General features: G+C 68.6%; 23 protein-coding genes. 11 read left to right on the forward strand and 12 right to left on the reverse strand.

All coding sequences use genetic code 11. The features are described 5' to 3' along the window. Positions 1 to 149 precede the first annotated feature (149 nt). Positions 150 to 911, forward strand: a complete 762-nt coding sequence (locus AC6LJ5_RS16400) for a phosphatase PAP2 family protein (protein ID WP_498141031.1) — start codon at positions 150 to 152, stop codon at positions 909 to 911. A 60-nt stretch (positions 912 to 971) separates the two neighbouring features. Here AC6LJ5_RS16400 and AC6LJ5_RS16405 read toward each other — a convergent pair whose 3' ends face one another. From AC6LJ5_RS16405 to AC6LJ5_RS16420, 4 genes are all read right to left on the reverse strand, one after another. Then, a complete protein-coding gene (locus AC6LJ5_RS16405; RefSeq protein ID WP_392409148.1) occupies positions 972 to 1,679 on the reverse strand; it encodes an alanyl-tRNA editing protein in 708 nt (235 codons plus the stop codon). A gap of 60 nt (positions 1,680 to 1,739) precedes the next feature. After that, positions 1,740 to 2,417 carry a VOC family protein gene (locus AC6LJ5_RS16410; protein WP_498141032.1) on the reverse strand — a complete coding sequence of 226 codons (678 nt, stop codon included), beginning with the start codon at positions 2,415 to 2,417 and terminating at the stop codon, positions 1,740 to 1,742. 85 nt (positions 2,418 to 2,502) lie between these two features. Continuing rightward, a complete protein-coding gene (locus AC6LJ5_RS16415) occupies positions 2,503 to 2,814 on the reverse strand; it encodes a helix-turn-helix domain-containing protein (RefSeq protein WP_103275880.1) in 312 nt (103 codons plus the stop codon). After that, a complete protein-coding gene (locus AC6LJ5_RS16420; RefSeq protein ID WP_498141033.1) occupies positions 2,811 to 3,179 on the reverse strand; it encodes a type II toxin-antitoxin system RelE/ParE family toxin in 369 nt (122 codons plus the stop codon). Before AC6LJ5_RS16420 ends, AC6LJ5_RS16415 begins: the two co-directional genes overlap by 4 nt. A 322-nt stretch (positions 3,180 to 3,501) precedes the next feature. Between AC6LJ5_RS16420 and AC6LJ5_RS16425 the strand changes: the two genes are divergently transcribed. Next, entirely contained in the window at positions 3,502 to 4,152 is a 651-nt protein-coding gene (locus tag AC6LJ5_RS16425) for an imm11 family protein (protein WP_498141034.1), read from the forward strand. A 47-nt stretch (positions 4,153 to 4,199) separates the two neighbouring features. Here the strand turns inward: AC6LJ5_RS16425 and secF are convergent, their stop codons facing one another. The 6 genes from secF to AC6LJ5_RS16455 form a co-directional block, all read right to left on the reverse strand. Next, positions 4,200 to 5,135: a protein translocase subunit SecF gene (secF, locus tag AC6LJ5_RS16430; protein WP_392409160.1), complete on the reverse strand. Its 936-nt coding sequence runs from the start codon at positions 5,133 to 5,135 to the stop codon at positions 4,200 to 4,202. A 44-nt stretch (positions 5,136 to 5,179) separates the two neighbouring features. Then, positions 5,180 to 7,060, reverse strand: coding sequence for a protein translocase subunit SecD (gene secD / locus AC6LJ5_RS16435; RefSeq protein WP_498141035.1), 1,881 nt, complete (start codon positions 7,058 to 7,060; stop codon positions 5,180 to 5,182). A 106-nt stretch (positions 7,061 to 7,166) separates the two neighbouring features. Beyond that, positions 7,167 to 7,511, reverse strand: a complete 345-nt coding sequence (gene yajC, locus AC6LJ5_RS16440) for a preprotein translocase subunit YajC (RefSeq protein WP_103275875.1) — start codon at positions 7,509 to 7,511, stop codon at positions 7,167 to 7,169. Between the two features lie 225 nt (positions 7,512 to 7,736). Further along, positions 7,737 to 8,873 (reverse strand): tRNA guanosine(34) transglycosylase Tgt, encoded by a 1,137-nt coding sequence (tgt, locus tag AC6LJ5_RS16445; RefSeq protein WP_498141036.1) that lies wholly within the window; start codon positions 8,871 to 8,873, stop codon positions 7,737 to 7,739. Then, positions 8,870 to 9,934, reverse strand: coding sequence for a tRNA preQ1(34) S-adenosylmethionine ribosyltransferase-isomerase QueA (gene queA, locus AC6LJ5_RS16450; protein WP_498141037.1), 1,065 nt, complete (start codon positions 9,932 to 9,934; stop codon positions 8,870 to 8,872). Before queA ends, tgt begins: the two co-directional genes overlap by 4 nt. A 199-nt stretch (positions 9,935 to 10,133) precedes the next feature. Beyond that, positions 10,134 to 10,943: an IclR family transcriptional regulator gene (locus AC6LJ5_RS16455; RefSeq protein WP_103275872.1), complete on the reverse strand. Its 810-nt coding sequence runs from the start codon at positions 10,941 to 10,943 to the stop codon at positions 10,134 to 10,136. 77 nt (positions 10,944 to 11,020) lie between these two features. Between AC6LJ5_RS16455 and AC6LJ5_RS16460 the strand changes: the two genes are divergently transcribed. The 5 genes from AC6LJ5_RS16460 (at position 11,021) to upp (ending at position 16,230) form a co-directional block, all read left to right on the forward strand. Continuing rightward, positions 11,021 to 12,034, forward strand: a complete 1,014-nt coding sequence (locus AC6LJ5_RS16460; protein ID WP_103275871.1) for an LLM class flavin-dependent oxidoreductase — start codon at positions 11,021 to 11,023, stop codon at positions 12,032 to 12,034. A gap of 26 nt (positions 12,035 to 12,060) precedes the next feature. Beyond that, positions 12,061 to 12,561 (forward strand): flavin reductase family protein, encoded by a 501-nt coding sequence (locus tag AC6LJ5_RS16465; RefSeq protein WP_498141038.1) that lies wholly within the window; start codon positions 12,061 to 12,063, stop codon positions 12,559 to 12,561. 68 nt (positions 12,562 to 12,629) lie between these two features. After that, on the forward strand, positions 12,630 to 13,796 hold the full coding sequence (locus tag AC6LJ5_RS16470; RefSeq protein WP_103275869.1) for an ABC transporter substrate-binding protein: 1,167 nt from the start codon (positions 12,630 to 12,632) through the stop codon (positions 13,794 to 13,796). Between the two features lie 141 nt (positions 13,797 to 13,937). Continuing rightward, positions 13,938 to 15,392, forward strand: a complete 1,455-nt coding sequence (dacB, locus tag AC6LJ5_RS16475; RefSeq protein WP_103275868.1) for a D-alanyl-D-alanine carboxypeptidase/D-alanyl-D-alanine endopeptidase — start codon at positions 13,938 to 13,940, stop codon at positions 15,390 to 15,392. A gap of 199 nt (positions 15,393 to 15,591) precedes the next feature. Further along, positions 15,592 to 16,230, forward strand: coding sequence for a uracil phosphoribosyltransferase (gene upp, locus AC6LJ5_RS16480; protein WP_103275867.1), 639 nt, complete (start codon positions 15,592 to 15,594; stop codon positions 16,228 to 16,230). Positions 16,231 to 16,279: 49 nt separating this feature from the next. Here the strand turns inward: upp and cysG are convergent, their stop codons facing one another. Both cysG and AC6LJ5_RS16490 read right to left on the reverse strand, forming a co-directional pair. Continuing rightward, entirely contained in the window at positions 16,280 to 17,710 is a 1,431-nt protein-coding gene (gene cysG / locus AC6LJ5_RS16485) for a siroheme synthase CysG (protein ID WP_498141039.1), read from the reverse strand. Between the two features lie 112 nt (positions 17,711 to 17,822). After that, on the reverse strand, positions 17,823 to 18,404 hold the full coding sequence (locus tag AC6LJ5_RS16490) for an ANTAR domain-containing response regulator (RefSeq protein WP_498141040.1): 582 nt from the start codon (positions 18,402 to 18,404) through the stop codon (positions 17,823 to 17,825). Positions 18,405 to 18,805: 401 nt separating this feature from the next. Here AC6LJ5_RS16490 and AC6LJ5_RS16495 point away from each other — a divergent pair, with 401 nt between their 5' ends. From AC6LJ5_RS16495 to nirB, 4 genes are read left to right on the forward strand one after another with little or no spacing between them, the layout of a single operon-like run. After that, on the forward strand, positions 18,806 to 20,113 hold the full coding sequence (locus AC6LJ5_RS16495; RefSeq protein WP_498141041.1) for a CmpA/NrtA family ABC transporter substrate-binding protein: 1,308 nt from the start codon (positions 18,806 to 18,808) through the stop codon (positions 20,111 to 20,113). A gap of 23 nt (positions 20,114 to 20,136) precedes the next feature. Next, positions 20,137 to 20,970: a nitrate ABC transporter permease gene (ntrB, locus tag AC6LJ5_RS16500; RefSeq protein ID WP_498141042.1), complete on the forward strand. Its 834-nt coding sequence runs from the start codon at positions 20,137 to 20,139 to the stop codon at positions 20,968 to 20,970. Positions 20,971 to 20,974: 4 nt separating this feature from the next. After that, the gene (locus AC6LJ5_RS16505; RefSeq protein WP_498141043.1) at positions 20,975 to 21,850 is read left to right on the forward strand and encodes an ABC transporter ATP-binding protein; all 876 of its coding nucleotides are present in this window, start codon (positions 20,975 to 20,977) and stop codon (positions 21,848 to 21,850) included. A 33-nt stretch (positions 21,851 to 21,883) separates the two neighbouring features. Next, a complete protein-coding gene (gene nirB / locus AC6LJ5_RS16510) occupies positions 21,884 to 24,319 on the forward strand; it encodes a nitrite reductase large subunit NirB (RefSeq protein ID WP_498141044.1) in 2,436 nt (811 codons plus the stop codon). The last annotated feature ends 3 nt before the right edge of the window (positions 24,320 to 24,322 follow it).

The raw sequence follows: 24,322 nt of genomic DNA on the forward strand, positions 1-24,322 counted from the left end.
GTGTAGATCCCGGGGGCTGCTGTGGGAGAAACCGGGAATTTTACCTCTTGCGCCCAATTGCTTCTTGGAGTCGCCGCCCGCCGCCGTTACGATAGTCGCTCTCCAAAAACGGCCATCCCAATAATGTTTCTCGTTTCAGCAGGGCGCGCATGACTTCCAATCCGCTACCGACGCCCGCCGCCGTTCCCGCCGCCACCGGGCGGGGAACGGCATACGACTCGATGCGCAGCCCGTTTTCGTCGCTCCGCTGGCTGGCGGGGGGGGCCGTCCTGGCCCTGCTGGCGGGCGTCAGCGCGCTGTGGCTCGATCTGCCGCTGGCCGTCTGGCTGCGCGGGCATGTGAGCGCGGATGTTGACACCTCGTTCGCCTGGATCGGCTACCTGGGCGACAGCGGCAAGTACATCGTCGTCGGCTTGGCGTTCTATATCGTCGGTCTGCTGGGTGCCGCTCGCGGCTGGCCCAATCCGCTGCGCATGCGCTACGAGAGCATGACGCGCGGCAGCCTGCTGCTGCTGTCCACCATGGCCGTGGGCGGCCTGGTTGTGCTGGTGTTGAAGCGCGGGGTGGCGCGCGCCCGGCCCGAGCTGTATTTCGAGCAGGGCATCTACGGCATGGGCGAGACCTTCTCGCGCGCGCAGCTGTTCAATTCCTTTCCGTCCAGCCACACCTACGCGGCGTTTTCCGTGGCCGTGGTGTTGGGCATCCTGGCGCCGCGCTGGCGCTGGGCCTTCCTGTCGCTGGCCGCGCTGGTCGCCGTCAGCCGCCTGGTCAACCTGGACCACTACCTGTCCGATGTGATGACCGCCGCCGGCATCGCCTTCGCCGTGGCGCACGGGTTGGCGCCGCGCGTGCTGGGCAGCAAGTACCAATGGCCGCTGCGCATGCCGTGGCGGTGGTGGCGGCGCGGCTGAGACGTCAGGGCCAGCGCGCGGCCGCGCGCTGGATGAGCGCAGCCGCCACGCGCGGGCGCGTCAGCGGAACTGGATCGCCACGCGCCGGTTGCTGCGGCTCTTCTTTTCGATCTTGACCACCGCCACCGGGCCGATCTCGCTGGTGTTGGCGACATGGGTGCCGCCACAGGGCTGGCGGTCCACGCCCGGGATCTCGATGATGCGGATCCGCTCGGCGGCCGGCGGCGCCGCGCCGATGGTGCGCACCAGGTCGGGCTGCGCCGCCAGCTCCTCGGGCGAGATGCTGTTGACGGTGACGGGCGTGCCGGCCTCGATCAGCGCATTCAGGCGGGCGGTCAGATCGTCCTTGTCGAGCGTGGATTCGGGCAGGTCGAAGTCGATGCGCGCCGAATCGGGGGAAATGCTGCAGCCGGTCACGGGCGCCGGCACCAGCGCGCCCAGCAGGTGCAGACAGGTGTGCAGGCGCATCAGGCGATGCCGGCGCGGCCAGTCCAGTTCCACGGCGATGCGATCGCCGACCCGTGGCGTGGCGCCTTCTTCCAGTACGTGCAGGATGCGCCGGCGGTCGTCGGCGTAGATGGTGTCCGTCAAGGCCAGCTTGCGGCCGTCAGATAGCGTCACCAGGCCGGTGTCGCCGGCCTGTCCGCCGCTGCGCGCATAGCAGACCGTCTCGTCCAGCTCGATGCCTTCCGGATGGACGGCGATCACGGTGGCTTCGCAGCGGGCCAGATAAGGGTCTTCGTCGAACCGCTTGCGGGTATGTGTCATGGGGTCTCCTCGGTTTGTGATGGGTTCGGGTCGGCCGGCGGGCAGCCCTGCGGGGCCGCCTCAGGCCAGCGTTCTTGCGCCGCTGGCGGTGGCGAAGCTCGCGCTCAGGCGCGGCGGGCCGTCGGCCTGTTCAATGTCGATCAGGCCGTCCGCGCCCAGCCAGTCCAGTCCCTGGCGCAGCAGCGCCGCGCGCGGATGGCTGCCGCTCAGGCGCAGCAGCGTCAGGCCGCTGTCCGGCAGGCTGATGCCGGGATGGGCCGGCACGTCCCATTGGATCAGTGTAGGCAGCAGGCCGTCGCCGGCGCTCTGGCCCGCCTCGCGCCAGGCCGGCAGGCTGCCGTCGTCCGGCACGGTGAGGCGCCAGCGCAGTTCGCCGCGGGTCATGGGAATGGGGGGCGCGATGCGCTCGGGGTGACGCGCCTGCCACGCACTCAGGTCGTCCGGCAGCGCGACGCGCGCCGCCCAGTGCGCCAGGAACGGGCCGCCGCGCAGCCGTTCGCGCATGGCCGGCTCGTCCAGGCCGAACCAGCGCGGCCGTTCCGGCGCGGCGGCGTCGGGATCGATGGCGATGACTTCCAGGTACATGCCGCCCGCCATGCCCAGCACGCGGTTGTGCGTGCCCATGCGGGGATGCGCGCCGCCGCGCGCGGGCTCCACGCCCAGCAGCCTGGCGACATGGCGGGCGCCGCTGTCCAGGTCCGGGGCGGCGACGACGATGTGATCGATGACGAGTTTCATGGGGGCTATGGTAGCGAATGCCGGCGGGGTTCGGCCCGGTACAGCGGAGCGGCGCGTGGCGGTACAGTGGCGGCGCACGCGCCCGTCAGGCGACGACGCTGATTCCGGCAGGGTCGGAGCGGCGCGCGCGGCGGACCCGGATCTCCACGCGCTGGTCCAGGGAAACCAGGGCCAGCATGAGCCGTTCCAGCGAGATGTTCAGCAGCTTGTAGCGGCGGATCTGCGAGACCTTGGGCTGGGACATGCCGGTCAAGGCGGACGTTTCCACCTGGGTCAGGCCGCGCCGGTCTATCAGGTCGTTGATCTTGACCGCCAGCTGGACCTTGGCGGTGAGGTCGGCCGCGTCTTCGAATCCCAGGTCGTACAGGACGTTGGCGGTGCCGGTGTGGGATGTCATGGCTTGCTCCGGTTGGATGTATACGAGGCCAGGACCTGCTTCAGGCGCCTTTCGATCAGCGAGATTTCAGGCTTGGGCGTGGCAATACCCGTTTTGGACTTCTTCTGGAACGCGTGCAGCACATGCACGGCATCGCCCAGGCGCACCACGTAGACCGCGCGATACGTGTTGCCGAGGTGGTCGTCCACCAGTTCGTGGACGCCCGGCCCCAACCCTTTCCACGGGTTGGCGGCGTAGGGCATGCGGCCCAGCTGCACGACGTAGAGCCACATGCCCATGTTCCTTTGGACGGCAAGCGGGAATGCCTTGAAATCCTTCTTGGCGCTTCCTGTCCAGTACAGCGGTTTGGGTAGGTCAACTTCCATCAATATACCTGTTCAGATATAGAAATCAAGAGACGGAATTTCGATATCGCAAGGTATTCCCTGTATTGGAGGCCGGGCTATCCGTACAAGCCGAAGGGACAGGCGCAGCCTGCTCACGGCGCTCTTGCCATGCAGGCGCCGTGCTTCAGTTGCCATCTTCTCTGGCGTGTCGATGGGGCGCTTAAAGAGTCTCGCCGCGCGCTCGCCCTTCTTGCCGTAGGGCTCCCGTCCTAAAATGCGAGGAGCACTCCAGATGCTGTAGCACTGCTACGATCAGCCCACCCACGGGAACCCTTTCAACCCGTATCCATGTTGGAAACCCATGAACGAGCAGACCGGCATTCCCGTTTCAGCTGGGACCGAGTCCTACAAGGGCAGGTTCTTTCTCGTTGATCCAAGCCTCAGGGGTAATGGTCAGGTTTCGGGGCTGGAATTTGCGAACGAAGACGCACTGATCCACCCTGGCATGAATATTGTCGAGCGACCGACTGGCGAACCCGATCAGTACCCCGAGCGGCCACATCTGGTGCACGTGCCGGAGAAAGGGGGGCTGCCGCGCGACTTTGAGGCGCTGGCAGGCATCTGGGTGGTCTCCGAGGCACTCAGACAGGTATTCCTGCGTGTAGACCCCGAAGCATTCGCATTTGTCTCATGCGACTTCACCCTTGCCGACGGTTCCCCCGGTCCGCAGTACTACCTCTGCAATGTGCTGCGCACGCTGAATGCACTGGACGAAGCCCGATCGCGGGTGAAGATCAGGCTTGACCGCGATCACCAGACTGGCCAGGACGTCAAGCTGTACAGCGTGGTGGGTGGAGCGAGTCTGATCTTCAAGGCAGACGCCGTGGCAAATGCCCACATCTTTCGCCAGGAGCGCTTGGGCGCTTCTCCTGTCTGCGATCGGGTGATGTCCGATGCCCTGGTTGCGGCGAAGTTGACCGGTGTCCGGCTGCGTGACGTGGCGGACCTCTAAAAAAAACCCGCCACGAGGGCGGGTTCTGATGCGGACTGATGGCGCGATCAGGCGACTTCGCCTTCCTCGCCTTCCTTCTTGACCGGCTTGACCAGGTCTTCGCGCTTGACACCCATCCACATGGCCAGCGCGGCGGCGACGAACACCGACGAGTAGATGCCGAACCAGATGCCGATGGTCAGGGCCATGGCGAAGTAGTGCAGGGTGGGGCCGCCGAAGAACAGCATGGCCAGCACCATCATCTGCGTGGAACCGTGGGTGATGATGGTCCGCGAGATGGTCTGGGTGATGGCGCTGTTGATGACTTCCTGCACGTCCGCCTTGCGGTACTTGCGGAAGTTCTCGCGGATCCGGTCCATGATGACCACGGATTCGTTCACCGAGTAGCCCAGCACCGCCAGCACGCCGGCCAGCACCGAGAGCGAGAATTCCCACTGGAAGAAGGCGAAGAAGCCCAGGATGATCACCACGTCGTGCAGGTTGGCGATCACGCCGGCGACGGCGAATTTCCATTCGAAGCGGAAGCCCAGGTAGATCACGATGCCCAGCACCACGACCAGCAGCGCCATGAGGCCGTTGTGCAGCAGTTCCTGGCCGACCTGCGGGCCGACGAACTCGACCCGGCGCAGCTCGACGCCGGCGTCGGCCGCCTTGAGCGCGGACATGACGGTTTCGCTCTGCGTGGCGGACGTCTGGCCTTCCTGCAGGGGCAGGCGGATCATCACGTCGCGCGAGGTGCCGAAGTTCTGCACCTGGAAGTCGCTGTAGCCGAGCTTGGAGACGACGCCGCGCACGCTTTCCAGCTGTGCGGTCTGGTTGTAGCTGACTTCCATGACCGTGCCGCCGGTGAATTCGATCGACAGGTGGAAGCCGCGGGTGGCGATGAAGAAGACAGCCGCCAGGAAGGTGACGAGGCTGATGACGTTCAGCACCAGCGCGTGGCGCATGAACGGGATGGTGCGGTGGATCCGGAAGAATTCCATGGTTGGCCTTGGGCTCTATCTGTGGCGGGGGCCGCCCGCGCTGTTCAGTTCGTCTTGGGTTTCCAGACCTCGCCGATGGAGATCGAGGTGAGCTTCTTCTTGCGGCCGTACCAGAGGTTGGCCAGCGCGCGCACGCCCACGACCGACGAGAACATCGAGGTCAGGATGCCCAGGCAGTGCACCACGGCGAAGCCCCGGATCGGACCCGAGCCGAAGGCCAGCAGCGCCAGGCCCACGATCAGGGTGGTCAGGTTGGAGTCCAGGATGGTGCCCCAGGCGCGCTCGAAGCCATGGTGAATGGCCTGTTGCGGACTGGCGCCGGCGCGCAGTTCTTCCCGGATGCGCTCGTTGATCAGCACGTTCGAGTCGATCGCCATGCCCAGCGTCAGCGCGATGGCCGCGATGCCCGGCAGGGTCAGCGTGGCCTGCAGCATGGACAGCAGGGCCAGCAGCAGCAGCACGTTGAAAGTCAGGCCGATGGTCGAGAACACGCCGAACAGGTGGTAGTACAGGATGATGAACGCGGCGATCGCCAGGAAGCCGTACAGCGTCGAGTAGAAGCCCTTGGCGATGTTGTCGGCGCCCAGGCTGGGGCCGATGGTGCGTTCCTCGATGATGGACATCGGCGCGGCCAGCGCGCCTGCGCGCAGCAGCAGGGCGGTGTCGGCGGCTTCCTCGGACGACATGCTGCCCGAGATCTGCACCTGGCCGCCGGCGATCTCGCCGCGGATGACCGGCGCGGTGACCACTTCGCCCTTGCCGTTCTCGAACAGCAGGATGGCCATGCGCTTGTTGATGTTGTCGCGGGTGACGTCGCGGAAGATGCGGGCGCCCTTGGCGTCCAGCGTCAGGTGCACGGCAGCCTGCTGGGTCTGCGAGTCGCGGCCGGGCTGGGCGTCCTGCAGGTTCTCGCCGGTCAGGATGACCTGGCGGCGGACCAGGATGCCGCGACCGTCGCGGTCGTTGTAGCGTTCCAGGCCGAACGGCACGGAACCGCCCAGCAGCGCGGCCTGCGCGGCGGGGGAATCGTCGACCATGCGGATTTCAAGGGTGGCGGTGCGGCCCAGCAGTTCCTTGGCCTTGGCCACGTCCTGCACGCCGGGCAGCTGCACCACGATGCGGTCGTTGCCCTGCTGCTGGATGACCGGTTCGGCCACGCCCAGCTCGTTGATGCGGTTGTGCAGGGTGTTGATGTTCTGCTTGAGCGCGGAATCCTGCACGCGGGTGACGGCGGCCGGGTTCAGCGCGCCGATCAGCAGCTGCTTGCCGTTTTCCTCGCGCTCGGTGAATTCCAGGTCGGGCAGGCGGCTACGCAGCGTCGAGATGGCGCGGTCGCGGTCCTGCGTGTCGTTGAAGGTGGCGGCCACGCCCATGCCGGAGCGTTCCACGCCGGCCACGTTGACCTTCTGGTCGCGCAGCACCGAGCGCACGTCGGCGGCCAGCGAGTCATAGCGGGCGGTCAGGGCGCCCTGCATGTCCACCTGCAGCAGGAAGTGCACGCCGCCGCGCAGGTCCAGGCCCAGGTACATGGGCTTGGGGGCGAACCAGCCCAGCGCGCGCATCCAGGGCGGCGAGGCGGGCAGCAGGTTCAGCGCCACGGTGTACTGCGGGTCGCCGGAGACGGTGTTCAGGGATTTGTCGATCAGGTCGCGCGCCTGCAGCTGCAGGTCGGTCGAGGTGAAGCGGGCGCGCACGGTGCCGAGCGTGCCGTTCTGTTCGAAATAGACCCCTTCGTTGGGGATCTTGGCGTCGGTCAGGATCTGCTCGACCCGGCTCAGCATGGCCGGCTCGACCTTGACGGTGGCCTTGGCGCTGGAAACCTGGACGGCAGGCGATTCGCCGTAGAAATTGGGAAGCGTATACAGCAGGCCTATGACGACCGCCACCAGGACCGTTATGTATTTCCAGAGGGGATAGCGGTTCATTGCCGGCTACTTCATGTCAGGGTGAAAGGGTCCGCCCGGCGCGGGCGCCGGGCGGAGTCTGGCGTGGCGGCCGGACCTGCCGGCCCGGCGCAGCACCATGTGACTCTTACAGGGCCTTGATGGTTCCCTTGGGCAGCACGGCCGAGACCGAGGACTTCTGCATGATGATCTCGACGGGCTTCTCGGCCAGTTCCGAGACTTCGACGGTGACGTAGCTGTCGTTGACCTTGGTGACCTTGCCCAGCATGCCGCCGGCGGTGACGACTTCGTCGCCCTTGGCCAGGGCGGCGATCAGATTGCGGTGCTCCTTCTGGCGCTTCATCTGGGGACGGATCATCAGGAAATAGAGGATCACGAACATCAGAATGATGGGCAGCATGCCCATGAGCGCGCCGCCCTCGGGCGCTGCGGCCTGGGCCATGACGAGGCTGGCGGTATCGATAGCGGACATGGAATTCTCCTGCGTGTTTGGTCTTTAGGGTTTGTTGAGTTCTTGGTTGCCGGCGCGCTTCGAGGCTGCGCCGCATGCGCTGTCCCCGCGCGAGCCTTGGACAGGGCAAGCCGACTATTGTATCTAGGTTCTGCGCGCGCTCCCGTGTCGGAGGCTGCCCCGGCCCGCCGGGCAGGGCGGGGTTCCGGGTTTTCCATGAGAGGCGGCCCGCGGCCCGTGCGGGCGCTAGTTCACGCCGCGGGCGCGGTCGGCGGCGAACCGGGCGCGCCAGGCGTCGAAGCGGCCTTCGGCGATCGCCTCGCGCATTTCCTTCATGATAGTCAAATAGAAGTGCAGGTTGTGCAGCGTATTCAGGCGCGCGCCGGTGATCTCGTTGGCGCGCTGCAGATGATGCAGGTAAGCGCGCGAGAAATTCGAGCAGGTGTGGCAGGCGCAGCTGGGGTCCAGCGGACGGGTGTCGTCGCGGTACTTGGCGTTGCGGATCTTGACGTCGCCGAAACGGGTGAACAGCCAGCCGTTGCGCGCGTTGCGGGTCGGCATGACGCAGTCGAACATGTCCACGCCCCGCGACACGCCCTCGACCAGGTCTTCCGGCGTGCCCACGCCCATCAGGTAGCGCGGCGCCTGCGCCGGCAGCTTGGGCGTGACGTGCGCCAGGATGCGCATCATGTCTTCCTTGGGCTCGCCCACCGACAGGCCGCCGATGGCGTAGCCGTGGAAACCGATGTCCTGCAGCCCGGCCAGCGATTCGTCGCGCAGCGATTCGTACATGCCGCCCTGGACGATGCCGAACAGCGCGTTGGGATTGCCCAGGCGGTCGAACTCGTCGCGCGAGCGCCGCGCCCAGCGCAGCGACATGCGCATCGAGCGGGCCGCTTCCTCGACCGTGGCCGGACGGCCGTCGATCTCGTAGGGCGTGCATTCGTCGAACACCATCACGATGTCCGAGTTCAGCGAGCGCTGGATGCGCATCGATTCCTCGGGCGTCAGGAACAGGCGCGCGCCATCGATCGGCGAGGCGAACTTGACGCCTTCCTCGGTGATCTTGCGCATGCCCTGCAGGCTGAACACCTGGAAGCCGCCCGAGTCGGTGAGGATGGGCTTGTCCCACTGCATGAAGCCGTGCAGGCCGCCATGCTTTTCCATGATTTCCGTGCCCGGGCGCAGCCACAGGTGGAAGGTGTTGCCCAGCACGATCTGCGAGCCGATTTCCTTGAGCTCGTGCGGCAGCATGGCCTTGACGCTGCCGTAGGTGCCCACGGGCATGAAGATGGGCGTCTCGACCACGCCGTGGTTCAGCGTGATGCGGCCGCGGCGGGCGCCGCCGTCGGTGGCGAGCAGTTCGAAGTTCAGTCCGGTCATGGTTGTTGTGCGGGGGATTCGATGAACATGGCGTCGCCGTAGCTGAAGAAGCGGTAGCGCTGGGCCACCGCGTGGGCGTAGGCGCGGCGGATCGGCTCGACGCCGGCCAGCGCCGACACCAGCATCAGCAGGGTCGACTGGGGCAGGTGGAAGTTGGTGACCAGGGCGTCGACCACGCGGTACTGGTAGCCCGGCGTGATGAACAGGCGTGTGTCGCCCTGGGCGGCGGCCAGAGGCATGCCCGGCGCGTTTGATCCGGCGGTCTGCGCGGCGGCCGATTCCAGGGCGCGCACGCTGGTGGTGCCGACGGCGATCACGCGGCCGCCGCGCGCGCGGGCGGCGGCGATGGCGTCCACGGTGGCCTGCGGCACGGTGAACCATTCGGCGTGCATGATGTGGTCTTCCAGTCTGTCGACCCGCACCGGCTGGAAGGTGCCCGCGCCCACGTGCAGCGTGACGAAGGCGCGTTCCACGCCCAGGGCGTCCAGCTGGTCCAGCGTGGCCTGGTCGAAGTGCAGGCCGGCGGTGGGCGCCGCGACGGCGCCGGGTTCGCGCGCGTACACGGTCTGGTAGCGGGCGTCGTCGCCGGCGTCGGCCTCGTGCGTGATGTAGGGCGGCAGCGGCGTGGCGCCGTGGGCGTCCAGCAGGTCCAGCACCGGACCGGAAAAGCGGATGTCGAACAGCTCGCCCTCGCGGCCCAGCACCACGGCGTCGAAGGCGTCGGCCAGGCGCAGCCCCATGCCGGGGCCGGGCGACTTGCTGGCGCGCACGTGGGCCAGGGCGCGGTCGGGCTCGGTGATGCGCTCGACCAGCACCTCGACCTTGCCGCCGGTGGTCTTGTGGCCGTTCAGCCGGGCCTTGATGACGCGGGTGTCGTTGAAGACCAGCAGGTCGCCGGACCGCAGCAGGCCGGTCAGGTCGGCGAAGCGCCGGTCATGCAGCTGGCTGGCGTCATCCAGGTGCAGCAGCCGGCTGCCGGTGCGTTCGGCGGCGGGCGTCTGGGCGATGAGCTCGGGCGGCAGCTCGTAGTCGAAGTCGGAAACGGTGAGAGATCGGGTCACGCGGGCATCTGGCAGGAGAGGGCGGGCGGCGCGGGCCGCCGGCGGGGCCGTTCGTCATGGAATCGGCCGGGAAGGCCGGCCGGGTCGTACCGGGCAGGCCTGGGGCAACTCGCTATTGTAAAGGCAGGCCGGCGGGCGGTGTCCGCTGCCGGGCCGCCAGTCAGGCGTGTCGGTCGGAGGCGCTGATCACGCCCGTCCCTCAGGCCCGCCAGCCCAGCCGGCGCGAGCAGTCGGCGGCGGCGGCCAGCAGCCCGCGCACCGGGGCGCCGTCGGGCGACAGGTCGAAGCCGCCGTGCAGCCCCAGGCTGGTGAGCGCGCCCGCCAGGCCGCCCTGGGCGTCCCGCACCGGCACGCTGACCGAATCGATGCCGTGCAGCAGATGGCCGCTGACCGTGGCGTAGCCGCGTTCGCGCGTGGCGCGCCAGTGCGCGCGCAGGGCCGCGGCGGGATCGGCCGGCGGCTTGGCCGCGTCCAGCAGCCAGGACGCGTCGGCGCCCTGGCGCAGCTGCGCGTCCCATTCGGCCAGGGCGCGGGGCAGGGCCAGGTCCTCGGGCAGCCAGGCGGCATAGACCCGGCCGGTGGCGCTGTTGAGCAGGGGCAGCACCGAGCCGACCCGCACGTTCACGGTCACGGGCAGGCGCGCGTCGCGCCACTGCACGATGGTGGGGCCGTGCTGGCCCCAGATGGAGATGAACACGGTCTGGCCGATGGCGCCGCTCAGCGCGTCCAGGCCGTCCGCCGCCAGCTTGACGAAATCGACCTCGGCCAGGGCGGCCAGCCCGGTGTGCAGCGCCTGCGGGCCCAGGCGGTAGCGGGCGCTGGCGGGGTCCTGCTCGACATAGCCGCGCCGTTCCAGCGAGACCAGGTAGCGATGGACCTTGGCGCGCGGCATGTCCAGGCTGCGGCCCAGTTCGGACACGGATTGCGCGCCGCCCAGCTCGGCCAGGCGGGTCAAGACGTCCAGCGCGATTTCCGCGGACTGGATGCCGGTGCTGCTGTCTGTTGACATGTGGATGTCTCTTATTAGAATACGCGTATCACTAAAAAATACATCAGCCGGTCACGGCGGACAATCCGGAGACAAACATGAAGATGTCCATTTTCTCGGTCCAGGACCATTACCCCTCGGCGCCGCGCAGCCTGGGGCAACTCTACGGTCAGGTGCTGGACCAGGCGCGCCAGGCCGAGCGCCTGGGCTACGACACGTTCTGGGTGGCCGAGCACCACTTCCATGAATATGGCGCGGTGCCCAATCCGGCCGTGTTCCTGGCGGCGCTGTCGCAGCAGACGCGCCGGCTGCGCCTGGGCACGGCGATCTCCATCCTGACCTTCCACAACCCGCTGACGGTGGCGGAAAACTATGCCCTGGTGGACCAGCTTTCGCAAGGAAGGCTGTCGCTGGGCGTGGGCTCGGGCTATCTGAAGCATGAATTCGAGGGTTACGACGTCGATCCCGCCATCAAGCGCGAGCGCTTCGACGAGAACCTGATGCTGGTCGAGCGCCTGCTGGCCGGCGAGCGCGTCACGCACGAAAGCCGCCACAACACCATCCGCGAGGTGCGGATCAACGTGCAGCCGGTGCAGCAGCCGGTGCCGGTCTACGTGGCTATCCTGCGCCGCGAGGCCGCCTATCACGTGGGTCGCCAGGGGCGCCGCATGCTGTTCGTGCCCTACGCGGCGGTGGACAGCTTCGAGGAAATCGGCCTGATGATGCAGGACTACCGGCGCGGGCTGGCCGAGGCGGGCATCGAAGACGCGTCCGGCATGGCGGCGGTGGCGCTGCACACCCATGTCGCCCCGACCGACGCGCTGGCGCGCGAGCGCGCCGCCAGCGCTTTCGACCTGTACGTGGACACGCGCCTGTACGCGCGCAAGCAGGTCTACGCCGACATCATCGCCAGCGGCCTGTCTCTGTTCGGTTCGCCGCGCACGGTGGCCGACAAGCTGGCGCGGCTGGCCGACATGGGGCTGGACCATGTCATGAGCCTGCACAACTTCGGTCTGCTGTCCCAGGACCTGGTGCTCGATTCCATGCGCGGGCTGATGGAAGAGGCCATGCCGCTGTCCGGCGTGGCGTCGGCCGCCGCCCAGCCCGCCTGAGCCGGCGGTCAGCCACGGAGCGTCCGATGAGCGACTGCCTGGATCTGAACCCGGCCCGCATGCGTCAGGCGCTGGGCCGCTACGCCACCGGCGTCACGGTGGTGACTGCCGCGGGCGCGCAGGGGCCGATCGGCATGACCGTGAATTCCTTCGCCTCGGTCTCGCTGGATCCGCCGCTGGTGTTGTGGAGCCTGCGCCGCGCCAGCCTGCTGCATGCCGAGTTCATCGCCCGGCCGGCCTTCGCGGTGCATGTGCTGGGCGCCAGCCATCGCCATCTGGCGCGGGCGTTCGCGCAGACGGCCGAGGACCGCTACGCCGGGCTGGACTGGTACCCGGGCCATGACGGCCTGCCGGTGTTCGACGACTGCGTGGCGCGCTTCGAATGCGCCACCCGCCAGGTGCTGGACGCCGGCGACCATGCCATCCTGATCGGCCAGGTCCTGCGCCTGCACCTGTACGACGACGAGGCCGGCGCGCTGGTGTTCTGCAACGGCGCGTTCTCGACGCACGGAGGCATGCCCGCCTGAACCCTTACCCGCCGCAGGGGGCCGGCACATCCCGAAAACAAAGCCCCCGACCCCAAAGGAGATCGCGTATGAGCCCACGTTGCACCCTGAACGCCGCCCTGACGCTCGCGCTGACGGCCGGCCTGCTTGCCGGGGGCGCCGCGCCCGCGCAGGCGCAAGTGAAGATCGGCGCCACCTTGTCCGCCACCGGGCCGCAGGCCTCGCTGGGCATTCCCGAACGCAACACCGTGAGCCTGTTGCCCGCAGAGATCGGCGGGGCGAAGGTCGAGTACGTGGTGCTGGACGACGCCTCGGACCCGACCCGCGCCGTCAGCAACTCGCACAAGCTGATTTCCGAGAACAAAGTCGACCTGATCATCGGTTCCAGCACCACGCCCAATACGATGGCGATGCTGGACACGGTGGCGGCGGGCGCCACCCCGGTCATCACGCTGGCGTCCTCGGCCCGCCTGATCGAGCCGATGGACGACAAGCGGCGCTGGGTGTTCAAGACGCCGCATTCCGATTCGCTGATGGCCGAGGGCATCGCGCGCCATGCCGCCGCCCAGGGCGTGAAGAAACTGGCGTTCATCGGCTTCAACAACGCGCTGGGCGAGACTTTCTGGGTGGAAGTCGAGAAGGCGGCCAAGAAGCACGGCATCGAGCTGGTGGGCAAGGAGAGCTTCGCGCCCACGGACACCTCGGCCGTGGCGCAGACCCTCAAGCTGGTCGGGGCGGCGCCGGACGCGGTGGTGGTGGGGGCGTCCGGCACGCCGGCCGCGATGCCGGCCCGGGCGCTGCGCGAGCGCGGCTACCCGGGCAAGATCTATTTCAACCACGGCGTGGCCAACAACGACTTCCTGCGCGTCTGCGGCGCGGCCTGCGAGGGCGCCTGGGTGCCGGTGGGGCCGGTGATGGTGGCCGGCCTGCTGCCCGACAGCCACCCGGTCAAGGCCAGCGCCCAGGCCTTCGCAGCCAAGTACGAGGCCGTCCATGGCGCGGGCAGCGTGTCCCTGTTCGCCGCCTACACCTGGGACGTGGGGCTGTTGCTGCAACAGGCCGTGCCCGTGGCGCTGAAGGCGGCCAGGCCGGGCACGCCCGAATTCCGCGCGGCGCTGCGCGACGCGCTGGAAAATGTGAAAAACCTGCCCACGGCCACCGGCGTGGTCAATATGAGCCCGGCTGACCACAACGGCTTGGACGAGCGCGCCCTGGTCATGGCGACGGTTGCGGGCGGCAAGTGGCGCGTGCAGTAGAGGAAGGAGGGCTGCCGGCGATCAGCCGGCGGGCCGATTCCAGGGCCGGCCGGGCGCTTGCATGCCCCGCCCTGCGCCCGCAAGCGCTCCAGGTTTTGTATGCTCTCGGTTTTGCCGGATAAGCATTCAGGTGGTCGGGGCATGACGGGATACAACAGGGCGGTGGCGGGAACGGGCCGGTTCAGGCGGTGGCTGGCGGGCGGACTGCTGGCCCTGGCTGGCGGCGCGGCCTGCGCCCAGGTGCCGGGCCTGCCGCCGGCCGTGGTCAAGGCCTGGAAGGAAACCAAGCTGCCGGACAGCGCCCTGTCCCTGGTGGTGCAGGAGGTGGGCGGCCCGCGCCTGGTGGCGCTCAACGCCAAGGAGCCGCGCAATCCCGCCTCGGTCATGAAGCTGGTGACCACCTGGGCGGCCCTGTCCGAGCTGGGGCCCAATTACGTCTGGCGCACCGAATTCATGACCGAGCCGGGCGCCCGGCCCGACGCCAAGGGCGCGCTGTCCGGCCCGCTGTACCTGCGCGCCGGTGGCGATCCGCAGTTCCTGATGCAGGATCTCTGGGTGCTGTTGCGCGAGCTGCGCCTGCGCGGCGTCAAGCAGATCAACGATCTGGTGATCGACCGCAGCATCTTCGGTCAGGTGGGCACCGATCCCGGCGCCTTCGACGGCGCGCCCGACCGCGCCTACAACGCCAGCCCGGACGCGCTCATGGTGGGATTCGGCGCCGTGCGCCTGATGTTCCTGCCGGACGCGGCGGCCCATAAGTGGGTGCCGCTGATCGATCCGCCGCTGCCCGGCCTGAAAATCGAGGGCAAGGTGGAATGGACAGAGGCGCGCTGCCCCGGCGCGCCCGTGGTCTCGACCGAGCCGCTCATCACCCAGCAGGGCGTGACCCTGCGCGTCAGCGGCAAGGTGGCGGGCTCCTGCGGCGAGTTCAGCCTGTACCGGCTGGCGCTGTCGCAGCCCGACTACGCCACCGAGGTCTTCCGCATGCTGTGGCGCGAGCTGGGCGGCACCTTCAAGGGCCAGGTCCGTACCGGCATGGTGCCGGGCGACGCCGTGGTGCTGGCCTCGCACGACTCGCCCACGCTGGCCGAGGTCATCCGCCAGATCAACAAGCGCAGCAACAACGTCATGGCGCGCACGCTGCTGCTGACGCTGGGCGCCGAGCGCGGCCGCAAGCCGGCCACCGTGGCCAGCAGCGAAGCCGTGGCCAAGAGCCTGCTGGCGCGCCAGGGCCTGGACATGCCGGAACTGGTCATCGACAACGGCGCCGGCCTGTCGCGCGAGGCGCGCGTGTCCGCCGACAGCCTGGCGTCCATGCTGACCGTGGCCTGGAATTCGCCGGTCATGCCGGAATACATTTCGTCCCTGGCCATCGCCGGCGTGGACGGCACCGTGCGCCGCCGCCTCAAGGGCGACGGCACGCAGGGCATGGCTCACCTGAAGACCGGCTCGCTGCGCGACGTGCGTTCCATCGCCGGCTATGTGCTGGGCGCCAGCGGCAAGCGCTACGTGCTGGTCAGCATGGTCAACCACGAGCAGGCAGGCGCGGTGCGCGCCTTCGACGACGCGCTCATCGCCTGGCTGGCCGAACAATAGGGCATGGTCCATGCCGGGTTCCGCCAGGGCGGTCTTTCCCACCCTGGGCGGTCCGGCGATAAAAATTCCCGCAAACCGATTACGATTCTCTGGCGCGGTATCCAAGGCGGACCGCGAGCCGGCGCGAAAGCGCCGCGCCGCCCGCCGCCGCGCCTGAGGCGAACACCCCCGACTCTCAATATTCTGGAGATTTACGCACATGCCCGTGCACGAAATCCGTCACCCGCTGATCCGCCACAAGCTCGGGATCATGCGCCGCGCCGACCTCAGCACCAAGAGCTTCCGTGAACTGTCGCAGGAAGTGGGCGCCTTGCTCACCTACGAGGCGTCCAAGGATCTGCCGCTGGCTCCCGCCACCGTCGAAGGCTGGTGCGGCCAGGTCCAGGTCGAGAAGATCGCCGGCAAGAAAGTCACCGTGGTGCCCATCCTGCGCGCCGGCATCGGCATGCTGGATGGCGTGCTGAGCCTGATCCCCGGCGCCAAGGTCAGCGTGGTGGGCGTGGCCCGCAACGAGGAAACCCTCGAAGCCCATACCTACCTGGAACGCCTGGTCGGCGAGCTGGACCAGCGTCTGGCGCTGATCGTCGATCCCATGCTGGCCACCGGCGGCTCCATGGTCGCCGCCATCGACCTGCTGAAGAAGGCCGGCTGCAAGGAAATCCGCGCGCTGGTGCTGGTGGCCGCGCCGGTGGGCATCGACGCCGTGCTGGCCAAGCATCCGGACGTGCATATCTACACGGCGTCCATCGACGACCACCTGAACGAGCACGGCTACATCGTGCCGGGCCTGGGCGACGCCGGCGACCGCATCTTCGGCACGACCCAGAAGACCGACTGACGGGATCAGGCCGCCTTAAGCGCCGCGCAGCCTTTTCGGCGCGGCGGCCTCAGGCGGCCAGGCGCTGCGGCTGGCCGTTGCCCTGGCCGCCATCGATATGGCGGCCGAACCATTGCAGGCGGGACGCCAGTCCCGCCACCTCGCCCACGATGAGCAGGGCGGGCGAGCGGATGCCGTGCGCCCGCGCCAGATCGGGCAGGTCCTTCACTGCGCCCGACAGCACGCGCTGTTCCGGGCGGCTGCCGTTCTCGATCAGCGCGAACGGCGTGTCCGGCGCGCGGCCGTGCGAAATCAGCCGGCGGCTGAGCGCGTCCAGCTGGCCCACGCCCATGTAGAACGCCAGCGTTTGCTTTTCGCGGGCCAGCGCGGGCCAATCCAGGTTGTCTTCGTCGTCGCGGCAGTGGGCCGTCACCAGCCGCACCGATTGCGCGTGCTCGCGGTGCGTCAGCGGAATGCCGGCGTAGGCGGCGCAGGCCAGCGCGGCCGTGATGCCGGGCACCACCTCATAGCGCACGCCGTGCTCGCGCAGGTATTCGAGTTCCTCGCCGCCGCGTCCGAAGATGAAGGCGTCGCCGCCCTTGAGCCGCACCACGCGGCGTCCGGCGCGCGCGTGCTCGACCAGCAGCGCGTGGATGCGGGCCTGGGTGGCGTGATGGTCTTCGCCGGGCTGCTTGCCCACCGACACGCGCGTCGCGTCGCGCCGCGCCAGGGCCATGATGTCATCGCTGACCAGGCGGTCGTACATGATCACGTCGGCCTCGTTCAGCGCCCGCAGCGCCTTGAGCGTCAAGAGGCCGGGGTCTCCCGGTCCGGCGCCCACCAGCACCACGCTGCCCTCGGCGGGGCGCAGGGGCTGGTCCAGGGCGGTGGCCAGCGCGGCCTCGGCCTGGTCCGGCCGCTGCTGGCGCAGCAGCCCGGCCACGGGGCCGTCCAGCAGCCAGTCGTAGAAGCGGCGCCGGGCGCCCAGGTCGGGATGGCCGGCGCGGATGCGCTGGCGGTAGCGCTCGGCCAGTCCGGCCAGCTGGCCCAGTGTGTGGTCGAACAGCGATTCGATGCGTTCGCGCAGGCGGCGGGCCAGCACCGGGGCCACGCCCGAGGACGAGATCGCCACGATCACCGGCGAGCGGTCCACGATGGACGGCACCTGGAACGAGGACAGCGCCGGATCGTCCACCACATTGCAGAACAGGCGGCGGGCCTCGGCGGCCTCGGATACCTCGCGGTTGACCCCGGTGTCGTCGGTGGCGGCCACGACCAGCCAGACGGCGTCCAGCCAGGCGGGGTCGAACCGGCCCGGATGGTGACGGATGCGGCCGTCGGCGGCCAGCGCGGCCAGGGCGGGCGTCAGCCCGGGCGCGCCCACGGTCACGGCGGCGCCCGCTTCGAGCAGCGCCAGCGTCTTGCGTTCGGCAACGGCGCCGCCGCCCACGACCAGCGCGGGGCGGCCGTTCAGATCGGCGAACAGGGGGAAGAGCTTCATGGAATAAACCCGCTCCGGGCTGGCCCGGCAAATGTCAGTCGATCATAGGGATGGGGTTTCATCCCCACAACTTTTGATTTATTGAATTCATATATCCAAAACTTATTAGCGCTCAGCCTGGGCCCAGCCATTGACTGAACTCAACGACCTCGCGCGCCACCTCGCCCAGGCGCTTCTGGGCCTGCATGGCGCGTTCGCGCAACAGCCGGTGGGCCTCGTCCTCGGAAATTGAGCGGGTCTGCATCAGGATGCCCTTGGCTTTTTCCACCCATTGCCTGTCCGCCAGCCGAAGCTTGGCTTCGCGCAGCGCCTCGCGCCGGGACTTCTCCACGGCGAAGCGTTCGATCGCCACGGTCAGCAGGCTTTCGATGCGGGCGGCGGGGACGTCCCCGACCACGTAGGCGGCCACGCCCGCCTGCAACGCCTCGCGGATGGCCGCGCGCGTGCCGTCGCCGGTGAACATCACCACCGGCCGGTCGCTGTGCTCGCTGGCCACGCAGACATATTCCAGCGTGTCTCGCCCGGGCGCGTCGCTGTCGATCAGCACCACATCGGGAGCGGCGTCTTCGATCGCTGCGGCCAGATCCATGCCCGGCGCGGCCTCGGCCACGACGAGCACGCCCGCGGCCGCCAGCGTCTGCCGCAGCGACGCCGCGCGTCCCTCGCCATCGTTGAGCAGCATGACTTTCAGCATGGGGCGTTCGATCCTGCAAATCCGGATAGCGGTGATCACGCAATTTCCATGCCATGCCGCGGCGCGCGCGACCGCCGCGCGCCGCGCACAAGCGCGGGGCATGGCGCGCACAGGCTTGGTGCGCCGGCGCACGTTGTGGCGCATCCGTGTGTGTCCGCAAGGTGTCGGTCCGCGCCCGCGTCGATCGGCCGTCAAGCCAGTATCCATGCGGTATCACGGACTTTGCGCCGGTCCGCGCCCGGGGGAGGCGGGGGTTGGCACGGCGCTTGCTTGTGGGGTAGTGGCGGCCAACGACGGTCGCCCACGCTGAACGCCGCGCATTCGCGGCCAGGGACAACGACGTCTCGCCCGCCACCGGATCCGGTCCGTGGCGGGCGGGGCGTTTTTTTTTGCCAGGAGCCATGCCCATGTCGTCACACCATGACCGTTCGGAACACGCCCCGAAACCCGACCCGCGCGATGGCGCCGATGCCGGACGCCGCAGCTGGCTCGCGGGGGCCGCGCGCGCGGCGACGGGCGCGGGCCTGTTGTCCCTGGTAGATCCGCTGGTGCGCGCCGGCGCCTGGGCGGCCGGCACCGATGCGCCGGAAAAGACCGAGGTGAAGATCGGCTTCATCCCGCTGACGGATTGCGCGTCCGTGGTGATGGCCTCGGCGCTGGGCCTGGACAAGAAGCACGGCGTCACCATCACGCTGTCCAAGGAGGCTTCCTGGGCCGGCGTGCGGGACAAGCTCATGAACGGCGAGCTGGATTTCGCTCATGTGCTGTATGGGTTGGTCTACGGCGTGCACCTGGGCATCGGCGGTCCGCGCAAGGACATGGCGGTGCTCATGGGGCTGAACCAGAATGGCCAGGCGATCACCCTGTCCAACAAGCTGCTGCAGGCTGGCGCGCGCGACGGCGAGTCGCTGGCCAGGCTGATGGCCAGCGACAAGCGCGAATACACCTTCGCCCAGACCTTTCCCACAGGCACCCACGCCATGTGGCTGTATTACTGGCTGGCGGCGCATGGCATCGATCCGATGCGCGACGCCAAGGCCATCACCGTGCCGCCGCCGCAGATGGTCGCCAACATGCGCGTGGGCAACATGGACGGCTTCTGCGTCGGCGAGCCCTGGGGCGCGCGCGCGATCATGGACAAGATCGGCTTCACCGCCATCACGACGCAGGGCATCTGGGCCGATCATCCCGAAAAGGTGCTGGGCGCCAGCGCCGAGTTCGTGGCGCGCCATCCCAATACGGCGCGGGCCGTCACCGCCGCGGTGCTGGAGGCGGGCAAGTGGATCGACGCGTCCGAAGCCAATCGCCAGAAGACCGCCGAGACCATCGCGGCCAAGTCCTACGTCAATACCGATGCCGGCGGCATCGTCGGCCGCATGCAGGGCCGCTACGAGGACGGCCTGGGCAAGTCCTGGAGCGATCCGCATGCCATGCGCTTTCATGCCGATGGCGCGGCCAACTTCCCCTACCTGAGCGACGGCATGTGGTTCCTGACGCAGCACAAGCGCTGGGGACTGCTCAAGACGCATCCCGACTACCTGGCCGTGGCCCGGCAGATCAATCGCATCGACGTGTACCGCCAGGCGGCGCAGGCCGTGGGCGTGGCGCTGCCCGCCGGCGAGATGCGCAAGTCCACGCTGGTCGACGGCGTGGCCTGGGACGGCAGCGATCCGGCGGCCTATGCCGACGGCTTCAAGGTCAAGGCCTGAGCGCCGCAACGAGGGAGAAGGATATGTTCAATGTGATCTCCGGCATGGCGGGCGCGGGCCGGACGGGCGCCTTCTGGCGCGACCGCGTCGAGGCCCTGCTCAAGGCCGTGGCCGGGCCGGTGGCTGGATTCGCGGTGTTCGTGCTGGCATGGCAGGCGGTGGCCATGGGCATTCCCGAGATTCCCACGCCCGGCGTCACCTGGCACGCGGCCCAGGCGCTGTTCGCCGATCCTTTCTACGACAACGGGCCCAACGACAAGGGCATAGGCTGGAACCTGCTGGCCTCGCTGCAGCGCGTGGCCGTCGGCTTCGGGCTGGCCGCCATCGTGGGCATACCGGCGGGCTTCGCCATCGGTCGCTATGCCGCGCTGCGCGCCATGTTCTCGCCCATCGTCAGCCTGCTGCGGCCGGTGTCGCCGCTGGCCTGGCTGCCGCTGGGCCTGTTGCTGTTCAAGGCCGCCAATCCGGCCGCCATCTGGGCGATCTTCATCTGTTCCATCTGGCCCATGATCGTCAATACCGCCGTTGGGGTGACGCGCGTGCCGCAGGACTACCTGAACGTGGCGCGCGTGCTGAATCTGTCGGAATGGAAGGTCGTCACCAAGGTATTGCTGCCGGCGGTGCTGCCCTATGTGCTGACCGGCGTGCGGTTGTCCATCGGCACGGCCTGGCTGGTGATCGTGGCGGCCGAGATGCTGACGGGCGGCACCGGCATCGGCTTCTGGCTGTGGGACGAATGGAACAACCTGAAGGTCGAGCACATCGTCATCGCCATTTTCGTGATCGGCATCGTGGGGCTGGCGCTGGAAACGCTGCTGGTCGCGCTGGCGCGCCGTTTTACCTACGCCGAGGAGTAGCCGCATGAAGAAGCATGTACGCATAGAACGCGTGGGCCAGACCTTCGCCACGCGCAAGGGCGATTTCGTGGCCCTGCGCGATATCGACCTGACCGTGGACCAGGGCGAGTTCATCACGCTGATCGGGCATTCGGGCTGCGGCAAGTCCACGCTGCTGAACCTGATCGCCGGCCTGACGCGCCCCACCACTGGCGTGCTGCTGTGCGCCGAGCGCGAGATCACCGGACCCGGGCCCGACCGCGCGGTGGTGTTCCAGAACCATTCCCTGCTGCCCTGGCTGACCTGCTTCCAGAACGTGCACCTGGCGGTGGAGCGCGTGTTCGGCGGCAGCGAAAACCGCGCCCGGCTGGCCGAGCGCACGCGCGCGGCGCTGGAACTGGTGGGACTGCTGCCCGCGCAGAACAAGCTGCCGCGCGAGATCTCCGGCGGCATGAAGCAGCGCGTGGGCATCGCGCGGGCGCTGGCGATCGAGCCGGGCGTGCTGCTGATGGACGAACCGTTCGGCGCGCTGGATGCGCTGACGCGCGCGCATCTGCAGGACGAGCTGCTCAGGATCGTGGCCAAGACGCGCACCACCACCATCATGGTCACGCACGACGTGGACGAGGCCGTGCTGCTGTCGGACCGCATCGTCATGCTGGGCAACGGGCCGGCCGCCACCATCGGCGAGATCCTGGCCGTGCCGCTGGCGCGACCGCGCGACCGCGTGGCACTGGCCAATGACGCGGTCTACCTCGCCTGCCGCGCCGCGGTAGTGGACTTCCTGCACCGCCGCCATGGCAATCCGGAGCACGCGGCGGCTCGCGAGTCCGGCGTCCAGGCCGGCAGGGCCGAGGGCGGCGCGCCGGACGACGCCGGAGCCTCACGGGCCGTGGCCTGAGCGCATCCGGAACTACAGGCTGAGAGGGACATCATGCAAGAGAAACAGAAGTTGGTGGTGGTGGGCAACGGCATGGCCGGCATCCGCGCGGTCGAGGAACTGCTGAAACTGGCGCCCGACCTGTACGACATCACCGTGATCGGCGCCGAGCCGCACGTCAACTACAACCGCATCCTGCTGTCGCCGGTGCTGACCGGCGAGCAGACGCTGGACGACATCATCCTCAACCGCGAGGACTGGTACGCGTCGAACGGTATCCGGCTGCTGCTGGGCCGCAAGGTCACGGGCCTGAACCGGGCGCGGCGCATCGCGCAGCTCGACGATGGCGCCACGCTGCCCTATGACCGCCTGCTGCTGGCGACCGGATCGAATCCCTTCATGCTGCCGGTGCCGGGATGCGAGCTGGACGGCGTGGTCACGTTCCGCGATATCCGCGACGTCAACCTGATGATCGACGCGGCCGCGCGCTACCGCCATGCCGTGGTGATCGGCGGCGGCCTGCTGGGCCTGGAAGCGGCCAATGGCCTGGCCGCGCGCGGCATGGACGTGTCCGTGGTGCACCTGGGCGAAGCGCTGCTGGACCGCCAGCTCGACGGCGCGGCCGCCGGCCTGCTGCGGCAGAGCCTGGAGGCGCGGGGGCTGCGCTTCCTGATGCAGCGCCAGACGCAGGCGATCCTGGCGGGCGATGACGGCCGGGTGCGCGCGTTGCGCTTCGCCGATGGCGAGGAGATCGCCGCGGACCTGGTGGTGATGGCCGTGGGCATACGGCCCAACACCGAGCTGGCCGAAAGCTGCGGCCTGCATGTGGACCGGGGCGTGGTGGTGAGCGACACGCTGCAGACCTACGATCCCCGCATCTATGCCGTGGGCGAATGCGTCAGGCACCGGGGCATGGCCTACGGCCTGGTCGCGCCGCTGTTCGAGCAGGCCAAGGTGGCCGCCAACCATCTGGCGCTGCATGGCATCGGGCGCTACGAGGGCAGCGTCACGTCCACCAAACTCAAGGTGACCGGCATCGACGTGTTCTCGGCCGGCGATTTCGTGGGCGACGGCCTGACCGAGGCGATCACGCTGGCCGATCCCTCGGCCGGCGTCTACAAGAAGCTGGTGATCCAGGGCGACCGCCTGGTGGGCGCCTGCCTGTATGGCGACACGGCCGACGGCGCCTGGTATTTCCGGCTGATCCGAGAGGGCAAGGAGATCGGCGCGCTGCGCGACCAGCTGATGTTCGGCGAACACGCCGTGGGCGATACCGGTCACGCGGGCGAGAGCCGTGCCGCCGGCATGGCGGACAGCGCCGAAGTATGCGGCTGCAACGGCGTCTGCAAGGGCACTATCGTCAAGGCCATCCGCGAGCAGGGCCTGTTCACGGTGGACGAGATCAAGAAACACACCAAGGCGGCCAGCTCCTGCGGCTCCTGCACGGGGCTGGTCGAACAGATCCTGATCAACTGCGTGGGCGGCGCGGCGGACGTGAAGCCCCGCTCGGAAAAGCCGGTGTGCGGCTGCACCTCGCATACCCACGGCGAGCTGCGCCGCGCCATCCGCGAGCATCACCTGACCCGCGTGGCCGATGTGATGGCCTTCATGGAATGGCGCACGCCGGACGGCTGCGCGACCTGCCGTCCCGCCATCAATTACTACCTGCTGTCCACCTGGCCGGGCGAGGCGCGCGACGACAGCCAGTCCCGGCTGGCCAACGAGCGCATGCACGCCAACATCCAGAAGGACGGCACCTATTCCGTGGTGCCGCGCATGTGGGGCGGCGTGACCAATGCGTCCGAGCTGCGCCGCATCGCCGACGTGGCGGACAAGTACGCGATCCCCATGGTGAAGGTGACGGGCGGGCAGCGCATCGACCTGTTGGGCGTGCGCAAGGAAGACCTGCCCAAGGTCTGGCAGGACCTGGACATGCCCTCGGGCCACGCCTACGGCAAGAGCCTGCGCACCGTGAAGACCTGCGTCGGTAGCGAGTTCTGCCGTTTCGGCACGCAGGATTCGACGGGCATGGGCATCGCGCTGGAGAAGGACCTGGTGGGCATGTGGAGCCCGCACAAGGTCAAGCTGGCGGTGTCGGGCTGCCCGCGCAACTGCGCCGAATCGGGCATCAAGGACGTGGGCATCATCGCGGTGGAGTCGGGCTGGGAGCTGTACGTGGGCGGCAACGGCGGCATCAAGACCGAGGTGGCCCAGTTCTTCGTCAAGGTGCAGACGCAGGACGAGGTGCTGGAGTATGCCGGCGCGTTCCTGCAGCTCTATCGGGAGGAAGCCTTCTACCTGGAACGCACGGTGCACTATCTGGCCCGCGTCGGCCTGGAGCACGCCAGGCGGCAGGTGGTCGAGGACCCGGAAAACCGCAAGCTCCTGTACGCGCGGCTGCGCTTCGCCCTGTCCTTCGAGTCCGATCCCTGGCGCGAGAGAACGGCCGGGGCGCCCGCCGCGCGCGAGTTCGAGATCCTTTCCGCATGAGCG

The sequence above is a fragment of the Achromobacter sp. 1011791174 genome, assembly GCF_059760925.1.

Excerpts from the sequence above, each read along its gene's own strand:
- AC6LJ5_RS16400 (WP_498141031.1), top strand. The coding sequence starts at position 150 with ATGACTTCCAATCCGCTACCGACGCCCGCCGCCGTTCCCGCCGCCACC.
- AC6LJ5_RS16405 (WP_392409148.1), bottom strand. The coding sequence starts at position 1,679 with ATGACACATACCCGCAAGCGGTTCGACGAAGACCCTTATCTGGCCCGC.
- AC6LJ5_RS16410 (WP_498141032.1), bottom strand. The coding sequence starts at position 2,417 with ATGAAACTCGTCATCGATCACATCGTCGTCGCCGCCCCGGACCTGGAC.
- AC6LJ5_RS16415 (WP_103275880.1), bottom strand. The coding sequence starts at position 2,814 with ATGACATCCCACACCGGCACCGCCAACGTCCTGTACGACCTGGGATTC.
- AC6LJ5_RS16420 (WP_498141033.1), bottom strand. The coding sequence starts at position 3,179 with ATGGAAGTTGACCTACCCAAACCGCTGTACTGGACAGGAAGCGCCAAG.
- AC6LJ5_RS16425 (WP_498141034.1), top strand. The coding sequence starts at position 3,502 with ATGAACGAGCAGACCGGCATTCCCGTTTCAGCTGGGACCGAGTCCTAC.
- secF (WP_392409160.1), bottom strand. The coding sequence starts at position 5,135 with ATGGAATTCTTCCGGATCCACCGCACCATCCCGTTCATGCGCCACGCG.
- secD (WP_498141035.1), bottom strand. The coding sequence starts at position 7,060 with ATGAACCGCTATCCCCTCTGGAAATACATAACGGTCCTGGTGGCGGTC.
- yajC (WP_103275875.1), bottom strand. The coding sequence starts at position 7,511 with ATGTCCGCTATCGATACCGCCAGCCTCGTCATGGCCCAGGCCGCAGCG.
- tgt (WP_498141036.1), bottom strand. The coding sequence starts at position 8,873 with ATGACCGGACTGAACTTCGAACTGCTCGCCACCGACGGCGGCGCCCGC.
- AC6LJ5_RS16455 (WP_103275872.1), bottom strand. The coding sequence starts at position 10,943 with ATGTCAACAGACAGCAGCACCGGCATCCAGTCCGCGGAAATCGCGCTG.
- AC6LJ5_RS16460 (WP_103275871.1), top strand. The coding sequence starts at position 11,021 with ATGAAGATGTCCATTTTCTCGGTCCAGGACCATTACCCCTCGGCGCCG.
- AC6LJ5_RS16465 (WP_498141038.1), top strand. The coding sequence starts at position 12,061 with ATGAGCGACTGCCTGGATCTGAACCCGGCCCGCATGCGTCAGGCGCTG.
- AC6LJ5_RS16470 (WP_103275869.1), top strand. The coding sequence starts at position 12,630 with ATGAGCCCACGTTGCACCCTGAACGCCGCCCTGACGCTCGCGCTGACG.
- dacB (WP_103275868.1), top strand. The coding sequence starts at position 13,938 with ATGACGGGATACAACAGGGCGGTGGCGGGAACGGGCCGGTTCAGGCGG.
- upp (WP_103275867.1), top strand. The coding sequence starts at position 15,592 with ATGCCCGTGCACGAAATCCGTCACCCGCTGATCCGCCACAAGCTCGGG.
- cysG (WP_498141039.1), bottom strand. The coding sequence starts at position 17,710 with ATGAAGCTCTTCCCCCTGTTCGCCGATCTGAACGGCCGCCCCGCGCTG.
- AC6LJ5_RS16490 (WP_498141040.1), bottom strand. The coding sequence starts at position 18,404 with ATGCTGAAAGTCATGCTGCTCAACGATGGCGAGGGACGCGCGGCGTCG.
- AC6LJ5_RS16495 (WP_498141041.1), top strand. The coding sequence starts at position 18,806 with ATGCCCATGTCGTCACACCATGACCGTTCGGAACACGCCCCGAAACCC.
- ntrB (WP_498141042.1), top strand. The coding sequence starts at position 20,137 with ATGTTCAATGTGATCTCCGGCATGGCGGGCGCGGGCCGGACGGGCGCC.
- AC6LJ5_RS16505 (WP_498141043.1), top strand. The coding sequence starts at position 20,975 with ATGAAGAAGCATGTACGCATAGAACGCGTGGGCCAGACCTTCGCCACG.
- nirB (WP_498141044.1), top strand. The coding sequence starts at position 21,884 with ATGCAAGAGAAACAGAAGTTGGTGGTGGTGGGCAACGGCATGGCCGGC.